Genomic DNA, 18,184 nt, shown 5'->3' with positions numbered 1-18,184 from the left:
GGTCGCCGGCGAAACGGCTGCTGGAAACGGCGGGCCGCTAGCGCGCCGGCGCCGCGGTCGAGTCCCGCACGACCAGCGAGGGATTCGACCTCGGGCTGGGCCAGGGTGGCGGGGGTCCAGGCCGCGCAGGGTCGCGGTCAGCTTTTCGGCGGCCATCCGGCCCATGTCGCGGATCGGCAGGCGCACCGTCGTCAGGTTGGGCCAGACGCGGGAGGCCATGGGCAGGTCGTCGAAGCCCACGATCGACAGGTCGCGCGGCACGTCCAGCCCCGCGTCGCGCGCCGCCTTCATCACCCCGATCGCCATCTCGTCGTTGCCGGCGAAGATGGCGGTCGGCGGCTCCGGCAAGGCCAGCAGGCTCTGTGCGGCCTCGACGCCCGACTCGAAGGTGTAGGCGCCCTGACGGATCAGGGCGTCGTCCAGCGACAGGCCGTGCTCGGCCAGGCCTTCGCGGAACCCCCGACCCCGCTCGTGCGACGAACGGAAGGTGTCGGGGCCCGAGATGAAGGCGATGCGCCGGTGCCCCAGCTCGGCCAGATGCCGCGCGGCCTCGGCGGCGCCGCGGCTGTCGTGGGTCACCACCATGCAGGCCGGCCCGTCCAGCGACACCGAGGCGATGCGCACATAAGGGCAGTCGGCGTCCCTCAGGATCTCGACGACACGGTCGTCCTCCGACACCGACGGCGGCATGACGACGCCGAACAGCTTCTGGCGCACCACGAAGCCGCGCACCTCGTCCAGGAAGGTCGGCGAGGCGCGGTCGCAGGGGTGAACCACGAGCTCCAGCCCAGAGCCCCGCACCGCGTCCAGCACCCCCTGCTGCATGTTGACGACGTAGTTCGGACTGGGATTGTCGTAGATCATCCCGACCAGGAAAGACCGCCGGAAGGCCAGGCCCCGCGCCTGCGGGTCCGGGATGAAGCCATGCTCGGCGATGACGGCCTCGACCCGCTTGCGCGTCTCCTCCTTCACGAAGGGGGAGTTGTTGATGACCCGCGACACGGTCTTTTTCGACACCTCGGCCAGCCGGGCGATGTCGTTGATGGTGGCGGGCTTTCCACCGGGCCGCTTGGTCTCGTTCACGCGGTGAGTCTCTCTGGTCGAACACTGTCCTTAGGACAAAACGCCGAGCTTGTGCATCACCCTCGGTTCGCGCAGATGGGGAATTCCCTATCCGCGCTCAAGTGCCGCGCCGCTGCGCCGGCCGGTCCAGGACGTCGTCGCGCAGCGGGGTCATGAAGCGCAGGTCCCAGTCGTCCGGGTTGAAGGCCTTGCGCGTCGGCTCGCCGACCGCGGGATAGCCCCCCACCTCGCGCTCGTTGTCGATGATCTCACCGCGCCCTTCCGCGACCTCGGCGATCAGCAGCACGTCGCGCATGTCGCGGTCCCAGGGCCGGGCGCCGGCCTGCGAGAGGACCGAGACCTGCACGTCGACGGCCGGGATCGGGCTCAGCCCCTCCCACCACACCGGCGGACGCCGCGTCTCGATGATGCGGGCGGCCGTGGTGGTGTAGCGGCCGAACATGCGCAGGCCCTCGCCGACCTGGTCTACGGCGATGTTGTCGCGGCCGTAGTACTCCAGGTCGCCCGCCCCGCCGATCATCAGGAAGGCCAGATGATCCGTCGGGGTGGACGGGCCAGCGCGCAGGACATTGCCGATCGCGGTCATCTTGCCGACCTCGTAGGGGTGGGCCAGCCACTCCTCCGGAGCCAGGTTGTAGTGGATAGCGCGCGGCCCCGGGTTGTAGATCAGGTTGTTGACGATCACCCCGTGCACCCCGCCCTTGAACAGGGGGCTGCGCTCATAGTTGTGGGCGTAGAGGTTGCCCACGATCAGCAGGCCGGTGACGTTGTCGTGGATCAGCGAGCCCTTGGAATGCTCGCCCTTGGAATGGCTGGAGTAGGCCAGGCTCTCGGCGATGATGTTGTTCGAGAAGGTGATGTCGTGGCTGGTGCCGCGCCGCCACTCCTCGGGCGTCGAACCCGTGAATCGCGGGCCGGACGCCGACAGGTTCTCGTCGGTGCCCCATTCCAGGCTGCAATGGTCGACGATGACGTTCCAGGCCGCCTGAGTGGAGATCGAATCCTCGTCCCAGCCGCTCATCCACTCTTGTCCCGCCGAACCTGGACGGATGCGGATGTGTTGGACGATCACGTCGTGGCCCCCGATGTCCATGCCGCCGCGGATCAGGGTGATCCCCGGCGACGGCGCGGTCTGGCCGGCGATGGTGATGTAGGGGTTGGCGAGTTTCAGCGTCCTGCGATTCAGGTCGATGACGCCGCCGACCTCGAAGACCACGATGCGCGGCCCCTCGGCCTCGATCGCCTCGCGCAGCGAGCCGGGCCCATCGCCGTTCAGATTGGTCACGCGGATGATGCGCCCGCCCCGGCCGCCCGCAGTCCGCGAAGCCCAGCCCTGGGCGCCCGGGAAGGCAGGCAATCCAGCCTCCGCCGGCGGCGGGACCGGCGTCTGGGCGGCTGACGCCGCGGGCGCGGCGGCGGGGAATCAGAAGGGCGGCCGCCAGCGCGGCGAAACGGGCGAGGCTCATGTTTCCATCCTTTAGCATGGCCGCCGTGCCCGCGGCCTTTGCCGAAAGCGCCGCCGGAAGGGCGTCGCCGGATTCAAATTGACACCGGTTTCCTTCCTGCGCAATCTCCAGACGGAAACGGGAGGCGGCGTGAGCCACGCACAAGACAATTCAACGACTTCGCCGATCGCGCGTGCTTTCACCGCCGCGCGCCGGAAGGGCCAGGCGTTGCTCCGCTATCCCGGCGTTGAGCCGCAGTCGCTGGCCGAGGCCTATGCCATTCAGGACGAGGCGATCGCCCTGTGGCCCGACCAGGTCGCGGGCTGGAAGCTGGGCCGGATCAATCCGCCGCACGACGTCCGCTTCGGCGCCGGGCGGCTGGCGGGCCCGATCTTTTCGCGCAACGTCTGGTTCGCCGGCGACCGGCCGACGGCGTTCGGGGTGATCGAAGGGGGATTCGCCGCCGTCGAAGCCGAATACGTGCTGGAGCTGGGCGGCGACGCCGATGACCGCCACGGCTGGACCGCCGAGACCGCCGCCGAACTGGTCGGACGCGCCTACGTCGGCGTCGAGATCGCGGGCAGCCCGTTCGCCGGGATCAACGACCACGGAGCGGCGGTGACGGCGTCGGACTTCGGCAACAACGCCGGGCTGATCCTGGGCCGAGAGATCGTGAACTGGCGCGAACGCCTGGGAGACCTGAGCTGCTCGATGAGCATCGAGGGGGCGATCGTGGGTCAGGGCGGCGCGGCGTCCATCCCAGGCGGTCCGCTGGATTCCCTGGCCTTCCTGCTGAACCTGCTGCACGGGCGAGGGCGTCGTCTCAAGGCCGGCCAGCTGGTCTCGACCGGTGCGGCCACAGGGGTGCACGATATCCGGGCGGGACAATCGGCGGTCGCCGACTTCGGCCCGGACGGGCGGATCCTGTGCCGCGCCGTGCAAGCGACAGGAGCAAGCGCGTGACCCTTTCCCGCCGGACGCTGGGCCTCGCCGGCCTGTCGGGAATGGGCCTGAGCCTGGCCGGCTGCGCGCCACGCGGCCCGGCGAACGGCGCGACGGTCCTCACCGCGGTGGACGTTCACCCGGCCGACTATCCCACGGTCACGGCGGTCAGATGGATGGGCGAGGAGCTGGGACGGCTCACCGACGGACGCATCGGAGTTCGCCAGTTTCCGGCCGGGCAGCTGGGGACCGAGGACGATTCCATCGGCCTGACCCGCTTCCAGGCGGTGGATATCTGCCGGGTCGCCGTGGCGGCGCTGAACAACGCCTTCCCGGAGACCCGTCTGCTGGCGCTGCCCTATGTCTACCGCGACGTCGCCCATGTGCGGGCCGTCGTGGATGGCGAGATCGGAACCGAGCTCCTGAACGTGTTCGAGGGCCGGGGCCTCGTGGGCCTGGCCTACTACGACGCCGCGCCACGCTGCTTCTACAACGTGCGCCATCCCGTCACCGAGCCGGGCCAGATGCGCGGGCTGAAGATGCGTGCGCCGCAGTCCGACATCTTCCTCGACTCCATCCGGGCCATGGGCGCGAATCCCACGCCGCTCACGTTCGGCGCGGTGTTCTCGTCGCTTCAGACCCATCTGATCGACGGGGCCGAGAACAACTGGCCAAGCTATCAGTCCAGTCGTCAGTTCGAGGTGGCCCGCTACTGGAGCCAGACCGAGCACTCGTTCTCGCCGGACGCGCTGCTGATGTCCAAGGCCAGCTTCGAGCGGCTGACGCCGACGGACCGCGAACTGATGCGCGATGTCGCCCGGCGGTCGGTCCAGGTGATGCGGGCCGAATGGGACAAACGCGAGACCGAGGCGCGCGAGACCGTGGTCGCGGCGGGCGTCCAGGTCGCCGAAGTCGACAAGGCGGCCTTCGCCGCTTCGGTCCGCCCTGTGCTGGACAAATACCTAGCCGAGCCGCGCCTGCGCGCGCTCCATGAACGTATCGCAGCGGTCGCCTGAACGGCCGCGCAAACCGTCGGCGCTCAGGGAGGGCCCGAATGTCTGATACCCGACGCGGTCCGACCCGCGCGCTTGACGGCCTGGCGATCCTCGTCATGGGTCTGGCCGGCGCGGCCCTGGTGACGATGGCGCTGATCCAGGCCTGGCAGGTCTTCGCCCGGTACGTGCTCAACGACAGCCCCGGCTGGACCGAACCGCTGGCGTTGCTGCTCATGAGCTTCGCCGTGATGTTCGGCGCCTCGGTCGCCGTCCGGCGCGAGACTCATTTCTCGTTTCAGACCCTGCTGCACGCCCTTTCCGGCCGGACCCAATGGGCGCTGAAAACAGTCTCCCGGCTCATTTCGGCGGCGGCCGGCGGGGCGTTGATGATCCTGGGCGGCGCATTGATGGTCGATGACTGGCCCGTGACCATGGCCGGCGCTCCGCTGCCCTCAGGCCTCAAGTTCGCCGGCCTTTGCGCGGGGGGAGCCCTGATCCTGGTGTTCTCGGTCGAGCGCCTGCTGACCGGCGACTACAGCCCGCCGTCCGAAACGACCCAGACCGAGGACTGATCATGGAGTACGTCATCCTCTTCGGCCTGCTGGCCGTGCTGCTGGCCATCGGGGTTCCGGTCGCCTTCTCGCTGCTGGCCGCGACCCTGGCCACGGTGCTCTATCTGGCCCTCCCCCCGGTCGTGGTCTTCCAGCAGATGGGCTCGGACATCACCTCGGTGGCCCTGCTGGCCATTCCCCTGTTCATCTTCACCGGCGAACTGATGATGAAGGGCGGCCTCTCCGATCGAATGATCGCGCTCGCCTCGTCCATGGTCGGTCACGTGCGTGGCGGGCTGGGGCAGGTGACGGTCGTCGGTTCGACCCTGTTCGGCGGCGTTTCGGGTAGCGCCATCGCCGATGTCTCCGCCATCGGCGGCACGATGATCCCCCAGATGCAGAAGCGGGGCTATGACAGCGACTACGCCGTCAACGTCACGATCTCGGCGGCGCTGGTGGCGCTGCTGGTGCCGCCCTCGCACAACATGATCCTGTACTCGGCCTCGGCCGGGGGCGGAGTCTCGATCTCGGACCTGTTCGCCGCGGGCATCATTCCGGCAGGACTGCTGGCCGTCTCGCTGATGGTGGTCGCCTATGTGACGCGCGCCGTCGGGGCTACGCCGCAGAACCCTTCCCCGGCTTCCGCGCCGTCGCGACGCGGCTGGTCGCGGCCGTGCCGGGCCTGCTGCTGGTCGGCATCATCTTCGGCGGCATCCGTGCGGGAATCTTCACCGCCGTGGAGAGCGCCTCGATCGCCGTCGTCTACGCCACGGTGGTCACCGGCTTGGTCTACCGCCACATGAGTTGGAACGCGTTCAAGACGGCCTGCACCGGCGCGGCGCGAACCTCGGGCGCGGTCCTGTTCATCATCGGCTGCGCGGGCGCCTTCGGCTGGCTGATGGCCTATCTGCAGGTCCCCTCGATGATGGTCGATCTGCTCCAGGCGCTGACCGACAACCCGATCCTGATCCTGCTGCTGATCAACGTCATTCTGCTGATCCTCGGAACCTTCATGGACATGGCGCCCCTGATCATCATCTGCACGCCGATCTTCCTTCCGGTGGCCAAGGCTTTCGGAGTCGACCCGGTGCAGTTCGGCGTCATTCTGCTGCTCAACTGCGGCATCGGGCTGATCACCCCGCCCGTCGGCTCGGTGCTGTTCGTCGGCAGCGCCATCGCGCGGGTCCCGATGACCCACAGCCTGCGCTCGATCTGGCCCTTCTACCTGGCGTGCACGGCGGTTCTAATGCTGGTCACCTTCGTGCCGGCGTTGTCGTTGTGGCTGCCGTCGCTGCTGAAATGACCGGCCTGGAAGGCCTCAAGCCTCCGGAGAACTGCCGCTGGGACTGCGTCGCGCTGGGGGAGGTCATGCTACGGCTGGATCCCGGCGAGGGTCGCATCCGCACCGCCCGGACATTCCAGGTCTGGGAAGGCGGCGGAGAGTACAACGTCGCCCGGGGCCTGAAGAAGACGTTTGGCCTGCGGACCTCCGTGGTCACCGCCCTGCCCCGCACGGAGACCGGAGCGCTGGTGGAGGACCTGATCCTGCAGGGCGGGGTCGATACCTCCCATATCGTGTGGCGCGAGGCGGACAGCGTGGGACGCGACACGCGGGTGGGACTGAACTTCACCGAGCGCGGATTCGGGGTGCGCGGAGCGCTGGGATGCTCGGACCGGGCGAACTCCTCGGCCTCTCAGCTGCGGGCGAACGAGATCGACTGGGACCGGTTGTTCGCCGTCGAAGGCGTGCGCTGGCTGCACACCGGCGGCATCTTCGCGGCTCTATCGGAACATACCGCCCGGACCGCCCTCGCGGCCGTCCGCGCGGCGAAGCGGCACGGGGTCGTCGTCAGCTACGACCTGAACTATCGGGCCAGCCTGTGGTCCAGCCATCCCGATCCGGGTGCGGCCCGCGACGTGAACCGAGAGATCGCCGGTCTGGTCGACGTGCTGGTCGGGGACGAGTACGCCTACGCCTCGTGTCTGGGGATCGAGACGGCGCAGGCGCGGTCGGATCCGGCCGACAGCCGCCCTTTCGATGAGCTGTCCGTTCGCCTCGCAGCGATCCTTCCGAACGTGCAGGTGTTCGCCGCCACGCTGCGCGATCCGATCTCGGCTTCCGTCAACCGTTGGGGCGGCGTGCTGTGGATGCGCGGCCGCCGCTACGCGACGCCGGTCCGCGACATCGCGATTCTGGATCGGGTGGGCGGCGGCGACGGTTTCGTCTCGGGTCTCGCCTACGCGTTCCTGCGAAGCCTGGGTCCGCAGGCCGCCGTGGATTACGGCGCCGCTCACGGAGCGACATGCATGACCACCCCCGGCGACAACGCCATGGCATCCCTCGCCGAGGTCCGGGCCTTGGTGGAGGGAGGAGGCGCCGCCGTCGTTCGGTGAGGGCGACCACCGCCCTGAGGCTTGGCCGCAACGACCACGGCGATCTTGGCTTTTGTCATTTTTCCGGGGTGGCGCTGATCGCACGACTATGCAACCTTCAGATTCATCACCACACAACTTCCCTGGAGATTCAATATGAAGAAGGTTATCGCCGCCGCTGTCGCCGGCGTGCTGCTGGTCGCGGGTCAAGCCGCCGCCGCTCAAAACACCGCCGCCGCCCGCGTTGGCGACCGCGTCGGAGCCAGCGCCGGTGAGGCCAGCGAGTTCGCCGGCATCCCGCTGCCGGTCCTGCTGATCGGCGCCGCGGTGGTCGTGGCCACCGTCGTCGTCGCCACCGATGACGACAGCGAAAAGCGACTAAGTCGAGTTCGATCCGAACTGGATTTTTCCGGCCCCCGTCGCGAGAGCGGCGGGGGCTTTGCTTTGACCGGGGAAGCGAAATCGAGGCCGATCGTTCGCACATGCTTCCCCTCGCAAGAGCCCTGGGTCTAGGCTGACCTCGATACCCGGGAGTGACGATGACCGACGCCGCCGCCCAAGAGCACACCGTCGGCCGCGACGACCGACTGGTCATCCTGGCGTCCTCCGTCGGGACGGTGATCGAGTGGTACGACTTCTATCTGTACGGCTCGCTTGCGGCGATCATCACCGCCCAGTTCTTCTCGGGGGTGAACGAGACAACCGGCTTCATCTTCGCGCTGATGGCTTTCGCCGCGGGATTCGCCGTGCGGCCGTTCGGGGCGATCTTCTTCGGGCGGCTGGGCGACCTGTGGGGGCGTAAGAACACCTTCCTGGTGACCATGCTGCTGATGGGGCTGTCGACCTTCGTGGTCGGCCTGCTGCCGTCCTATGCGGCGATCGGCGTAGCGGCGCCCATCGTCCTGATCGCCATGCGGCTGGTCCAGGGTCTGGCGCTGGGCGGAGAGTACGGCGGCGCCGCCACCTATGTCGCCGAACACGCCCCGCCGGGCAGACGTGGCTTTTACACCAGCTTCATCCAGATCACCGCGACCGCCGGCCTGATGCTGAGCCTGCTGGTGATCCTGGGGGTGCGGACGGCGATCGGCGAGGACGCCTTCAGGGACTGGGGCTGGCGCATCCCCTTCCTGGTCTCGATCCTGCTGCTCGGGGTGTCGTTGTGGATCCGGCTTAGGCTGGCCGAAAGCCCGGCGTTCCAGCGGATGAAGGCCGAGGGCAAGGGCTCGTCCACCCCGCTGAAGGACAGTTTCGGCCAATGGCCGAACCTGAAGCTGGTCCTGCTGGCGTTGTTCGGCCTGGCGGCCGGCCAGGCGGTGGTTTGGTATACTGGTCAGTTCTACGCCCTGTTCTTCCTGGAGAAGACGTTGAAGGTCGACCCGGCGCTGGCGAACGTGCTGGTGGCGATCGCCCTGGCCCTGGCCACGCCCTTCTTCGTCTTCTGGGGCTGGCTTTCGGACAAGGTGGGGCGCAAGCCGATCATCCTGGCGGGCTGCCTGCTGGCGGCCCTGACCTATTTCCCACTGTTCCACGCCCTGACCGGAGCGGCCAATCCGCAGTTGGCGCGGGCGGCCGAAGCCGCGGCTGTCGTGGTGGTCGCCGATCCCGCCGACTGCTCGGTCCAATTCGATCCGGTGGGCAAGGCCAAGTTCAACAGCTCGTGCGACCTGGCCAAAGCCTATCTGGCCAGGGCCGGCGTTCCCTATGAAACGAGATCGCACCCTCGGGGGCGGCCGCTCAGGTGCGGATCGGCTCGACGATCGTTTCAAGCGTCAGCGCCGTCATCGCGGATGACATCCAGTTCGCCTCGATCCCCAGCGACGTCATCTCTCGCGCCGAGTTCACGACCCGCAAGGCGGCCTTCGAGGCGGAGCTGGGCGCGGCCCTGACCCGGGCCGGCTATCCGGCCAAGGCCGACAGCGCCCAGGTGAACAAGCCGCTGGTGGTCGGCATCCTGTTCGTGCTCGTCCTGTATGTGACGATGGTCTACGGGCCCATCGCGGCGGCGCTGGTGGAGATGTTCCCGACACGCGTGCGCTACACCTCCATGTCCCTGCCCTATCACATCGGCAACGGCTGGTTCGGCGGCTTCCTGCCGACGACGGCCTTCGCGATGGTGGCGGCGACGGGCAACATCTATTTCGGCCTTTGGTATCCGGTCGTGGTGGCGGTGCTGACGGTCGTCGTCGGCGGCCTGCTGATCCGGGACCGCAAGGACGTCGACATCCATGCCTGAGCCGTCGCCCACGGCCGCGGCGCTGCTGCTGCCGCTGTTCCTGCATTTCGGCCTGGTCGTCGGCCTCTATGTCGTCCTGACTTGGGCCCGGATGGTGGTGGTGCGCCGAGGCGAAGCGGCGAAGGCGGATTTCGCCCGCACCGATGGCGATCCGCCGCTTTCGGCCCGCGTCCAGCGCAACCTGGCCAACCAGTTCGAGGCGCCGCCCTTCGCCTGGGTCGCCGCCCTGCTGCTGATGCTCACGGGACATGCGACCGTCTGGGACGTCGCGGCAGCGTGGGTGTTCCTGGTCGGCCGCGTCCTGCACAGCTGGGTGCAGTGCTCGGGCGACGACGTCGCCCTTCGCGGCAAGGTGTTCACGATCAATTTCCTGGGCCTTCTCTGGCTCATGGGCCACGCCTTCCTGGCGGTCGTCGGCGGCGTTTGAGGAATTGGTCATCTTGACCGGCCCGACGGGGATCGCGTCATCTCCCGACCCTGCCCGCGACGTCCATGATCTGGGAAACGCCATGACCGAGACCGAACTCTATCCCGTCCCGTCCGAATGGGCCCAGCGCGCCCGGATGACGAAGGCGGGGTACGAGGCGGCCCGGGTCGCGGCCCGCGAGACGCCCGAGGCCTTCTGGGCCGAGCAGGCGCGGCGGCTGGACTGGATGACCGCGCCGACGAAGATCAAGGACGTCGCCTACGCCAAGGAAGACTTCCGCATCCGCTGGTTCGAGGACGGGGCGCTGAACGTCGCCTGGAACTGCCTGGACAGGCATCTGCCGACACGCGGCGACGAGACGGCCATCATCTGGGAGGGCGACGACCCGGCCCTGTCGGGCAGGCTCAGCTACCGTGAACTGCACGCCGAAGTCTGCCGCATGGCGAACGTCCTGAAAGGCCTGGGCGTGGCCAAGGGCGATCGGGTGACGATCTACCTGCCGATGATCCCCGCCGCGGCCGTCGCGATGTTGGCCTGCGCGCGGATCGGGGCGATCCACTCGGTGGTGTTCGGCGGCTTCTCGCCCGACAGCCTGGCCGGACGGATCGAGGATTGCGGCTCGACGGTGGTGATCACGGCCGACGAGGGTTTGCGCGGCGGCCGGCGCGTGCCCCTGAAGGCCAATGTCGATGCGGCGCTGGAGAAGGTGAAGGTCGACCGGGTCCTGGTGGTCGCCCACACCCGCGCCGACGTGCCGATCGTCGAGGGGCGCGACGTCCGCTACGACACGGCCAAGCGGGGCGTGCCGGACGAATGCCCCTGCGAGCCGATGAACGCCGAGGATCCGTTGTTCATCCTCTACACCTCGGGTTCGACCGGAAAGCCCAAGGGCGTGCTTCACACCACCGGCGGCTATCTTTTCTGGGCCGCCTGGACGCACGAACTGGTGTTCGACTATCGGCCCGGCGAGGTCTTCTGGTGCACGCCGACGTGGGCTGGGTGACCGGGCACAGCTATTGCGTCTACGGCCCGCTGGCGAACGGGGCGACGACCCTGATGTTCGAGGGCGTGCCCAACCATCCAAGCTTCAGCCGCTTCTGGGAGGTCATCGACAAGCACAAGGTCGAGATCTTCTACACGGCTCCGACGGCGCTCAGGGCCCTGATGCGGGAAGGCGACGAACCGGTGAACCGGACCAGCCGGGCGTCCCTGCGCCTGCTCGGCACGGTGGGCGAGCCGATCAACCCGGAGGCCTGGCGGTGGTACCACGAGGTCGTCGGCGAGGGCCGCTGCCCGATCGTGGACACCTGGTGGCAGACCGAGACCGGCGGGGTGCTGGTGTCGCCCCTGCCCGGCGCCACGGATCTGAAGCCGGGTTCGGCGACCAAGCCGCTGCCCGGCGTGGAACTGCAGCTGGTCGATGCGGACGGAGCGGTCCTGGACGGCGCGACCTCGGGCAATCTGGTGATCACCGACAGCTGGCCCGGCCAGATGCGCACCGTGTGGGGCGACCACCAGCGCTTCTTCGACACCTATTTCTCGGCCTATCCGGGCAAGTATTTCACCGGCGACGGCTGCCGGCGGGACGACGACGGCTACTACTGGATCACCGGCCGGGTGGACGACGTGATCAACGTCTCGGGGCATCGGATGGGCACGGCCGAGGTCGAGAGCGCCCTGGTGCTGCACGATGACGTGGCCGAGGCGGCGGTGGTCGGCTTCCCGCACGACATCAAGGGCCAGGGAATCTACGCCTATGTGACCCTGAACGCCGGGGTGGAGCCGACCGAGGCGCTCCGCAAGGCGCTGATCGCCCATGTGCGCAAGGAGATCGGCCCGATCGCGGCGCCGGACGTCATCCAGTGGGCGCCGGGCCTGCCCAAGACGCGCTCGGGCAAGATCATGCGGCGGATTCTGCGCAAGATCGCCGAGGGGGAGGTCGGATCGCTGGGGGACACCTCCACCCTGGCGGACCCTGGAGTAGTGACCGACCTGGTGAGCGGACGGCGGAAAATCTGAATCCGAAGCGCCTGTCGCAAATCCGGGGTGGTCTTCGGTCCTTCGGCTCGCTATCTCGGCGGCCTGTCAGGAACGGGGTGAACCCACATGCGCGTGGCGATGATCGGAACCGGCTATGTGGGCCTGGTGTCAGGGGCCTGTTTCGCCGACTTCGGCCACGATGTGACGTGCGTCGACAAGGATCCCTCCAAGATCGAGCGGCTGGAGCGCGGCGAAATCCCGATCTTCGAGCCGGGGCTGGACGACCTGGTGGCGTCCAACGTCCGCGACGGCCGCCTGTCCTTCGCCCTCGACGGCGCCGAGGCCATCCGCGCGGCGGACGCGGTCTTCATTGCAGTGGGCACGCCGTCGCGGCGCGGGGACGGGCATGCGGACCTGTCGTACGTCTACGCCGCCGCCGAGGAGATCGCCGGCCTGATCGAGGGCTTCACCGTGGTGGTGACGAAGTCGACGGTGCCGGTCGGCACCGGCGACGAAATCGAGCGCATCATCCGTGAGAAGCGTCCGGACGCCGATTTCGCGGTGGTCTCCAACCCGGAGTTCCTGCGCGAGGGCGCCGCGATCGAGGACTTCAAGCGGCCGGACCGGGTCGTGGTGGGGACCGACGACGAGCGGGCCGCGAGGTGATGCGCGAACTCTATCGCCCGCTGAACCTGAACGAGACCCCGATCCTGTTCACCGGGCGACGGACCTCCGAACTGATCAAATACGCCGCCAACGCCTTCCTGGCGATGAAGATCACCTTCATCAACGAAATGGCCGACCTGTGCGAGAAGGTGGGCGCGGACGTCCAGCAGGTCGCGCGCGGCATCGGCCTGGACAACCGGATCGGCGCGAAATTCCTGCACGCCGGGCCGGGCTACGGCGGCTCCTGCTTCCCCAAGGACACCCTGGCCCTGGTGCGCACCGCCAGCGACGCCGGCGCGCCCGTCCGTCTGATCGAGACCACGGTCGAGATCAACGACGCGCGCAAAAAGGCCATGGCCGGTCGCGTCTCGAACGCCCTGGGCGGCGAACTGGCCGGCAAGACCGTGGCCCTCCTGGGCCTGACCTTCAAGCCGAACACCGACGACATGCGCGATGCGCCTTCGCTCGACGTCGCCCCGGCCCTGATCGCCATGGGCGCCCAGGTTCAGGCCTTCGACCCCGAAGGCATGCACGAGGCCGCCAAGCAGCTGGATGGCGTCCAGTTCAAGGATGGACCCTATGAGGCGGTCGAGGGCGCCGACGTGGTGGTCATCCTCACCGAATGGGACCAGTTCCGCGCCCTGGACCTCGACCGCGTCAAGCTTCTCCTGCGTCAGCCGGTGATGGTCGATCTCCGGAACATCTACCGGCCCGACGACCTCAGGGCCCGCGGCTTCCGATACAGTTCGATCGGTCGGGCCTAGGAGCGATCGCAAACCGCCGAACGCTGTTTCCGAGGTGGGGATTCATTGACACGGCAAGTAAACGTTACAACTTCGCTCGTTCACGCTGTGGACCTACCGGCGGCTCTGTTGTACGAGCCGGGGCGGTCACTTTAGGATAGGTACATGACCCTCGATCAGACGTCCGATACGCATTTCTCGGCGGATTCCGACACGAGACGCTCCCTGGGCGTCGTGATGAAGGCGGTCTTCCTCAAGCCCGTTCTGAAGGTCATGCAGGCGCTCCTGCCGGCCCGGGCGTTCGACAAATTCTACGCCGCGACCTTCCCGATCTACAAAGAAGTGGTCCGGGCCGGGTACTGGCTGGGCAACGTCCTGACGCTCAAGTTCACGAACGCCGAGCAGTGGGGACGGGTCAAGCGCGTCCACGCCGTGATGCCCTATTCCCTGGTGGGCGCCGGCGGGCTGGAAGCCACCGATCGCGCCGCCCAGAGCGTCAACATCAACGGGGTCGAGGGCGACTTCGCCGAGCTGGGCGTCGCGCGCGGGGGTTGCGCCAGCCTGCTGGGCATGTCGGCCTTCGCGCCAGGAGCTCCGGACCGCAAGCTGTGGCTCTTCGACTCCTATGAAGGCCTGCCCGAGCCGGGCGAACGCGATTTCGTGGCTAGCGGGGACACCGGCGACCACGTCCGCCCGCTTCCGAAGGGCTCGTGCTTCGGCGCGCTGGAAGAGGTCCGCTGGCTGACGCTAACCCACTTCAAGCTGCCGGAAGACCGCATCAACTTCGTGCAGGGCTGGTTCGAGAACACCGTGCCGGCGACGCGCGACCAGATCCAGAAGTTGGCCATCCTGCGCATCGACGGCGACTGGTACGAGTCGACCAAGGTCTGCCTCGAGGGCCTGTTCGGGAAGGTTCAGCCGGGCGGCGTCGTCATCATCGACGACTACGACAGCTGCATCGGCGCCAAGCGGGCCGTGGACGAGTTCGTCGCCGCGAACAAGCTCGACGTCGTCCTGCAGTCCGACGGACGCGGCGGCCGGTGGTTCCGCAAGACCGCCTAAGGCCCCGGCATCCCGGCATCCGTAGAGAGCTAGGCGACTGATGGAATACGTTCGGCTGGGCGGCCTAGGGCTCGAAGTTTCGCGCTTCGGCTTCGGCGGCTGCCCGCTGGGCGGCCACGGCTGGGGCGACACCGACGAACAGCGGCTGAGGTCGGCGATCGAAACCGCATTCGACGCCGGCGTCACCCTTTTCGACACGGCCGATGTCTACGGACTGGGAACTTCCGAGGCCATTCTGGGCGAGGTGCTCCAGAACCGGCGCGACCAGGTCGTCTTCGCGACGAAGTTCGGGGTCCGCCGGCAAGGCGATCAAACCATCCACGACAACAGCCCGGCCTGGATTCGCGCCGCCGTGGAAGGCAGCCTCAAGCGGCTGCGGACCGATCGCATCGACCTCTACCAGTTGCACTACTGGGACAAGGTCACGCCGCTCGACGACATCGTCGACACGCTCCAGGCGCTGGTGGCCGAGGGCAAGATCCGCAGCTTCGGCGTCACCAACCTGGATCCCCGCGATATCGGAGCCTCTCCCCCCGCCGGACTGGTCTCCTTCTCCATGGAGTACAATCTGATCCGCCAAGAGCAGGCGGCGGACATCCGCGCCATCGAGGCGTCCGGCCTGACCTTCCTGTCGTGGGGCAGCCTGGCCCAAGGCGCGCTGTCGGGGAAATACTCGGCCTCGACGGTCTTCGATCCCAACGACCGCCGGTCCCGCGAAGCCTATAGCGCCTTCCACGGCGAAGGCTTGGCCCGCCGCGAGCAAGCCGTCGCACTGCTGCGCGACATCGCCCCGCGATATCCGGGCCGGACCATCGCCCAGCTGGCCATCCGTTGGATCATGGACACCCACCCCTCCAGCGTCGCGCTCGTCGGAATGAAGTCTCCGGAACAGGTGCGCGACACCAGCGGCGCCTTTGACTGGTCGCTGTCGGAAGAAGACCGGGCGCTGCTGTCGGCGATCGCCGCCGCGGTTCCGGAGCCCGTCGCCGCCAGCCTGACATGACCGACCCGCAGGCGCATCCGACCGGCCGCGCGCGCGTTTCGCGGCCCGCCAAGCGTATGCTTGATCTGCTTGTCGCCTCGATCCTGCTGGTCCCGAGCAGTCCGCTGATCGTGGCGGCCGCCGTCCTTGTCTGGGCGCACGATCGCGGGGATCCGCTGTATCGGCAGATCCGGATCGGGCGCGACGGACAACCATTCCAGCTCTTCAAGCTGCGGTCGATGTCGGTGGCGCCCCCGGGCAGCACCAGCGACACCACCGGCCATAACGATCCGAGGATCACGCCCGTCGGCGCCTTCCTGCGCCGATCGAAGATCGACGAACTGCCGCAGCTCTGGAACGTCCTACGCGGCGACATGTCGCTGGTCGGTCCGCGCCCGCAGGTCCCCCGTGAAGTGGCGCTCTACACCGACGTCGAGCGCGGCCTGCTGGAGGTGCGTCCCGGCGTGACCGACTACGCCTCGATCGTCTATTCCGACCTGGGCGACATCGTCGCCACCGCGCCGGACCCCGACATCGCCTACAGCCAGCTGGTTCGGCCCGGCAAAAGCCGGCTGGGGCTCTTCTACGTCGCTAAGGCGTCGGTGTTCGTCGATGTGGCGGTCATCGCCCTGACCGGCCTTGCGCTGGTGCAGGCGCGCTGGGCGCGAAGAGGCGTCGCGGCGCTGCTCAAGTTGCAGGGCGCCGATCAGGCGCTGATCGACGTGGCCGCGCGGCGCAAGCCCCTGGCGCCTTCCCCTCCGCCCGGAGCCGACGCCATCGTGACCTCCCGGGAGGCGTCGATGGCCGGATCGGCCCCGCGATAGCCGGAACGATGGCTTCCAGATCCTCACGGAACCCGAACTCGAGACCTGCAAGGCCCGCGAAATGACGCCCTACCAGCACAACGATCTGCCCGCATTCGCGGTCCGCCTGAGGAAGCACGCCCTGCGCATGACCAGCCGGGCGAAAAGCTCCCACGTGGGCTCGGCCTTCTCCATGGCGGATATCATCGCCGTCCTGTACGGCGGCGCGCTGAAGGTCGATCCCACCCAGCCCGAATGGTCCGAGCGGGACCGCTTCGTCCTGAGCAAGGGCCACGCGGGGTCCTGCCTGTACGCCGCGCTGATGGAGCGTGGCTTCTTCCCCGAGGAGGTCCTGGACACCTACTATTCCAACGGCTCCATCCTCTCCGGGCACGTCTCCCACAAGGGCGTTCCGGGCGTGGAGTTCTCGACCGGATCGCTGGGGCACGGCCTGGGCGTCGCCGCGGGCATGGCCAAGGCCGGCAAGATGAAGGACGCGGACTACAAGGTCGTCTGCGTCCTGAGCGATGGCGAGTGCGACGAAGGTTCGAACTGGGAAGCCTTCCTGTTCGCCGCACACCACAAGCTCGACAACCTGGTCGCCATCATCGACTACAACAAGATTCAGAGCCTGGCCTCGGTGGCCGACACCCTGGCGCTGGAGCCTTTCGCCGACAAGCTGCGGGCCATGAACTGGGCCGTCGCCGAAGTCGACGGCCACGACCACGCCGCGCTGAAGGCCACCCTCGAGCGCCTGCCCCTGGAAACGGGCCGGCCGAGCGTGATCATCGCCCACACCACCAAGGGCAAGGGGGTGTCCTTCATGGAAGACACCGTGCTCTGGCACTACCGCACCGCGCAGGGCGACGAGTTCGAGGCCGCGATGGCGGAACTGGATCTCATCGAAGACGCGCTGACCAACGACCGGAGCCCCGCCAATGCGTGATGCTTTCATCAAGGCGCTGACGGAGCTCGCCGAAACCGACGAACGCATCGTCCTGGTGACCGGCGACCTGGGCTTCGGCGTCCTGCAGGACTTCGCCCAGAAATTCCCCAAACGCTACATCAACGCCGGCGTGGCCGAGCAGAACATGACGGCGATCGCCTGCGGCATGGCTCTGGAAGGCTTCCAGGTCTACACCTACTCGATCGGCAACTTCCCGACCCTGCGGTGTCTGGAGCAGATTCGGAACGACGTCTGCTACCACGACGCCGACGTGAAGATCGTCTCTGTCGGCGGGGGGTTCTCGTACGGCCAGCTGGGCATGTCCCACTTCGCCACCGAAGACTTGGCGATCATGCGCGCTCTGCCCAACATGATGGTCGTCGCGCCGAGCGACCCCTGGGAGGCGGCGGAACTGACCCGTCAGATTTCGGCTCGCCGCGGCCCGGCCTATCTGCGGCTGGACAAGAGCAGCGCCGGCCTGCCGGAAACGCCCGTGACGCTGGGCGCCGCCCGCCAGGTCCGCGAGGGCGCCGACGTCTGCCTGATCTCGACCGGTGGGCTGGTGGAAGAGGCGGTGAAAGCCGCCGCCCTGCTCGAGGCGCAAGGAGTCTCGGCCTCCGTCCAGGTCGTGGCCACCGTCAAACCGCTGGATCCGGCGCTCATCGCCAGGGCGGGAACCTTCCCCGCCGTCGTCGTCGTCGAGGAACACACCGTCCTGGGCGGCCTGGGCGGCGCGGTCGCGGAAGCCTGCATGAGCGCGGGCGCCGTTCCCGGACGGTTCCTTCGCATCGGCCTGGACGACATCTATCCGACGATCGTGGGTGACCAACGCTACCTGCGTCAGGCCTATGCGCTGGACGCCGAAGCCATCGCGCGGCGGACGCAGGCGCTGCTGGCGTCCTGACCCCCCAACGGCCAGCGGGCGGCGCGGAACTCCGCGCCGCCCGCCGATC

At 68.1% G+C, this 18,184-nt stretch carries 13 protein-coding genes and 5 pseudogenes; 16 read left to right on the top strand and 2 right to left on the bottom strand.

Annotated features, from left to right (window positions below; translation table 11 throughout):
• The coding region (locus AC2W7C_RS00170) for a LacI family DNA-binding transcriptional regulator (RefSeq protein WP_485999626.1) at nt 1–1,083 on the bottom strand (1,083 nt) is incomplete at its 3' end.
• Between the two features lie 97 nt (nt 1,084–1,180).
• Nucleotides 1,181–2,440 (bottom strand): pectate lyase family protein, encoded by a 1,260-nt coding sequence (locus AC2W7C_RS00165; RefSeq protein WP_485999625.1) that lies wholly within the window; start codon nt 2,438–2,440, stop codon nt 1,181–1,183.
• Nucleotides 2,441–2,756: 316 nt separating this feature from the next.
• Here AC2W7C_RS00165 and AC2W7C_RS00160 point away from each other — a divergent pair, with 316 nt between their 5' ends.
• From AC2W7C_RS00160 to AC2W7C_RS00085, 16 genes and pseudogenes are all read left to right on the top strand, one after another.
• On the top strand, nt 2,757–3,491 hold the full coding sequence (locus tag AC2W7C_RS00160; protein ID WP_485999624.1) for a 2-keto-4-pentenoate hydratase: 735 nt from the start codon (nt 2,757–2,759) through the stop codon (nt 3,489–3,491).
• Nucleotides 3,488–4,486, top strand: a complete 999-nt coding sequence (locus AC2W7C_RS00155; RefSeq protein ID WP_485999623.1) for a TRAP transporter substrate-binding protein — start codon at nt 3,488–3,490, stop codon at nt 4,484–4,486. Before AC2W7C_RS00160 ends, AC2W7C_RS00155 begins: the two co-directional genes overlap by 4 nt.
• A 38-nt stretch (nt 4,487–4,524) precedes the next feature.
• Complete coding sequence (locus AC2W7C_RS00150; protein ID WP_485999622.1) at nt 4,525–5,037, top strand: TRAP transporter small permease; 513 nt, start codon at nt 4,525–4,527, stop codon at nt 5,035–5,037.
• Nucleotides 5,038–5,039: 2 nt separating this feature from the next.
• A pseudogene (locus tag AC2W7C_RS00145) lies at nt 5,040–6,319 on the top strand (TRAP transporter large permease).
• Nucleotides 6,316–7,410: a sugar kinase gene (locus AC2W7C_RS00140; RefSeq protein WP_485999621.1), complete on the top strand. Its 1,095-nt coding sequence runs from the start codon at nt 6,316–6,318 to the stop codon at nt 7,408–7,410. The pseudogene AC2W7C_RS00145 and the gene AC2W7C_RS00140 overlap by 4 nt, the downstream one beginning before the upstream one ends.
• A 135-nt stretch (nt 7,411–7,545) precedes the next feature.
• Nucleotides 7,546–7,902, top strand: coding sequence for a hypothetical protein (locus AC2W7C_RS00135; protein ID WP_485999620.1), 357 nt, complete (start codon nt 7,546–7,548; stop codon nt 7,900–7,902).
• Nucleotides 7,903–7,928: 26 nt separating this feature from the next.
• Nucleotides 7,929–9,093: pseudogene (locus tag AC2W7C_RS00130) on the top strand (MFS transporter); the annotation flags it as partial.
• Nucleotides 9,094–9,244: 151 nt separating this feature from the next.
• Nucleotides 9,245–9,622: pseudogene (locus AC2W7C_RS00125) on the top strand (MFS transporter); the annotation flags it as partial.
• Nucleotides 9,615–10,049: an MAPEG family protein gene (locus AC2W7C_RS00120; protein WP_485999619.1), complete on the top strand. Its 435-nt coding sequence runs from the start codon at nt 9,615–9,617 to the stop codon at nt 10,047–10,049. The pseudogene AC2W7C_RS00125 and the gene AC2W7C_RS00120, both read left to right, overlap by 8 nt.
• Nucleotides 10,050–10,131: 82 nt before the next feature.
• Nucleotides 10,132–12,068: pseudogene (gene acs / locus AC2W7C_RS00115) on the top strand (acetate--CoA ligase).
• Between the two features lie 87 nt (nt 12,069–12,155).
• Nucleotides 12,156–13,459 (top strand): annotated as a pseudogene (locus AC2W7C_RS00110) (UDP-glucose dehydrogenase family protein).
• A gap of 144 nt (nt 13,460–13,603) precedes the next feature.
• The gene (locus tag AC2W7C_RS00105) at nt 13,604–14,500 is read left to right on the top strand and encodes a TylF/MycF/NovP-related O-methyltransferase (protein ID WP_485999618.1); all 897 of its coding nucleotides are present in this window, start codon (nt 13,604–13,606) and stop codon (nt 14,498–14,500) included.
• A 40-nt stretch (nt 14,501–14,540) separates the two neighbouring features.
• Complete coding sequence (locus AC2W7C_RS00100) at nt 14,541–15,503, top strand: aldo/keto reductase (RefSeq protein ID WP_485999617.1); 963 nt, start codon at nt 14,541–14,543, stop codon at nt 15,501–15,503.
• A gap of 56 nt (nt 15,504–15,559) precedes the next feature.
• Nucleotides 15,560–16,306: a sugar transferase gene (locus AC2W7C_RS00095; protein WP_485999616.1), complete on the top strand. Its 747-nt coding sequence runs from the start codon at nt 15,560–15,562 to the stop codon at nt 16,304–16,306.
• 61 nt (nt 16,307–16,367) lie between these two features.
• Complete coding sequence (locus AC2W7C_RS00090; RefSeq protein ID WP_485999615.1) at nt 16,368–17,231, top strand: transketolase; 864 nt, start codon at nt 16,368–16,370, stop codon at nt 17,229–17,231.
• Nucleotides 17,224–18,135 (top strand): transketolase family protein, encoded by a 912-nt coding sequence (locus AC2W7C_RS00085; RefSeq protein WP_485999614.1) that lies wholly within the window; start codon nt 17,224–17,226, stop codon nt 18,133–18,135. The genes AC2W7C_RS00090 and AC2W7C_RS00085 overlap by 8 nt, the downstream gene beginning before the upstream one ends.
• Nucleotides 18,136–18,184: the final 49 nt, after the last annotated feature.

This window comes from Brevundimonas sp. CURTG3B2_SDJG (assembly GCF_057364705.1).
The sequence above is the reverse complement of the archived record's forward strand: the minus strand, read 5'-3'. Positions and strand labels throughout refer to the sequence as shown.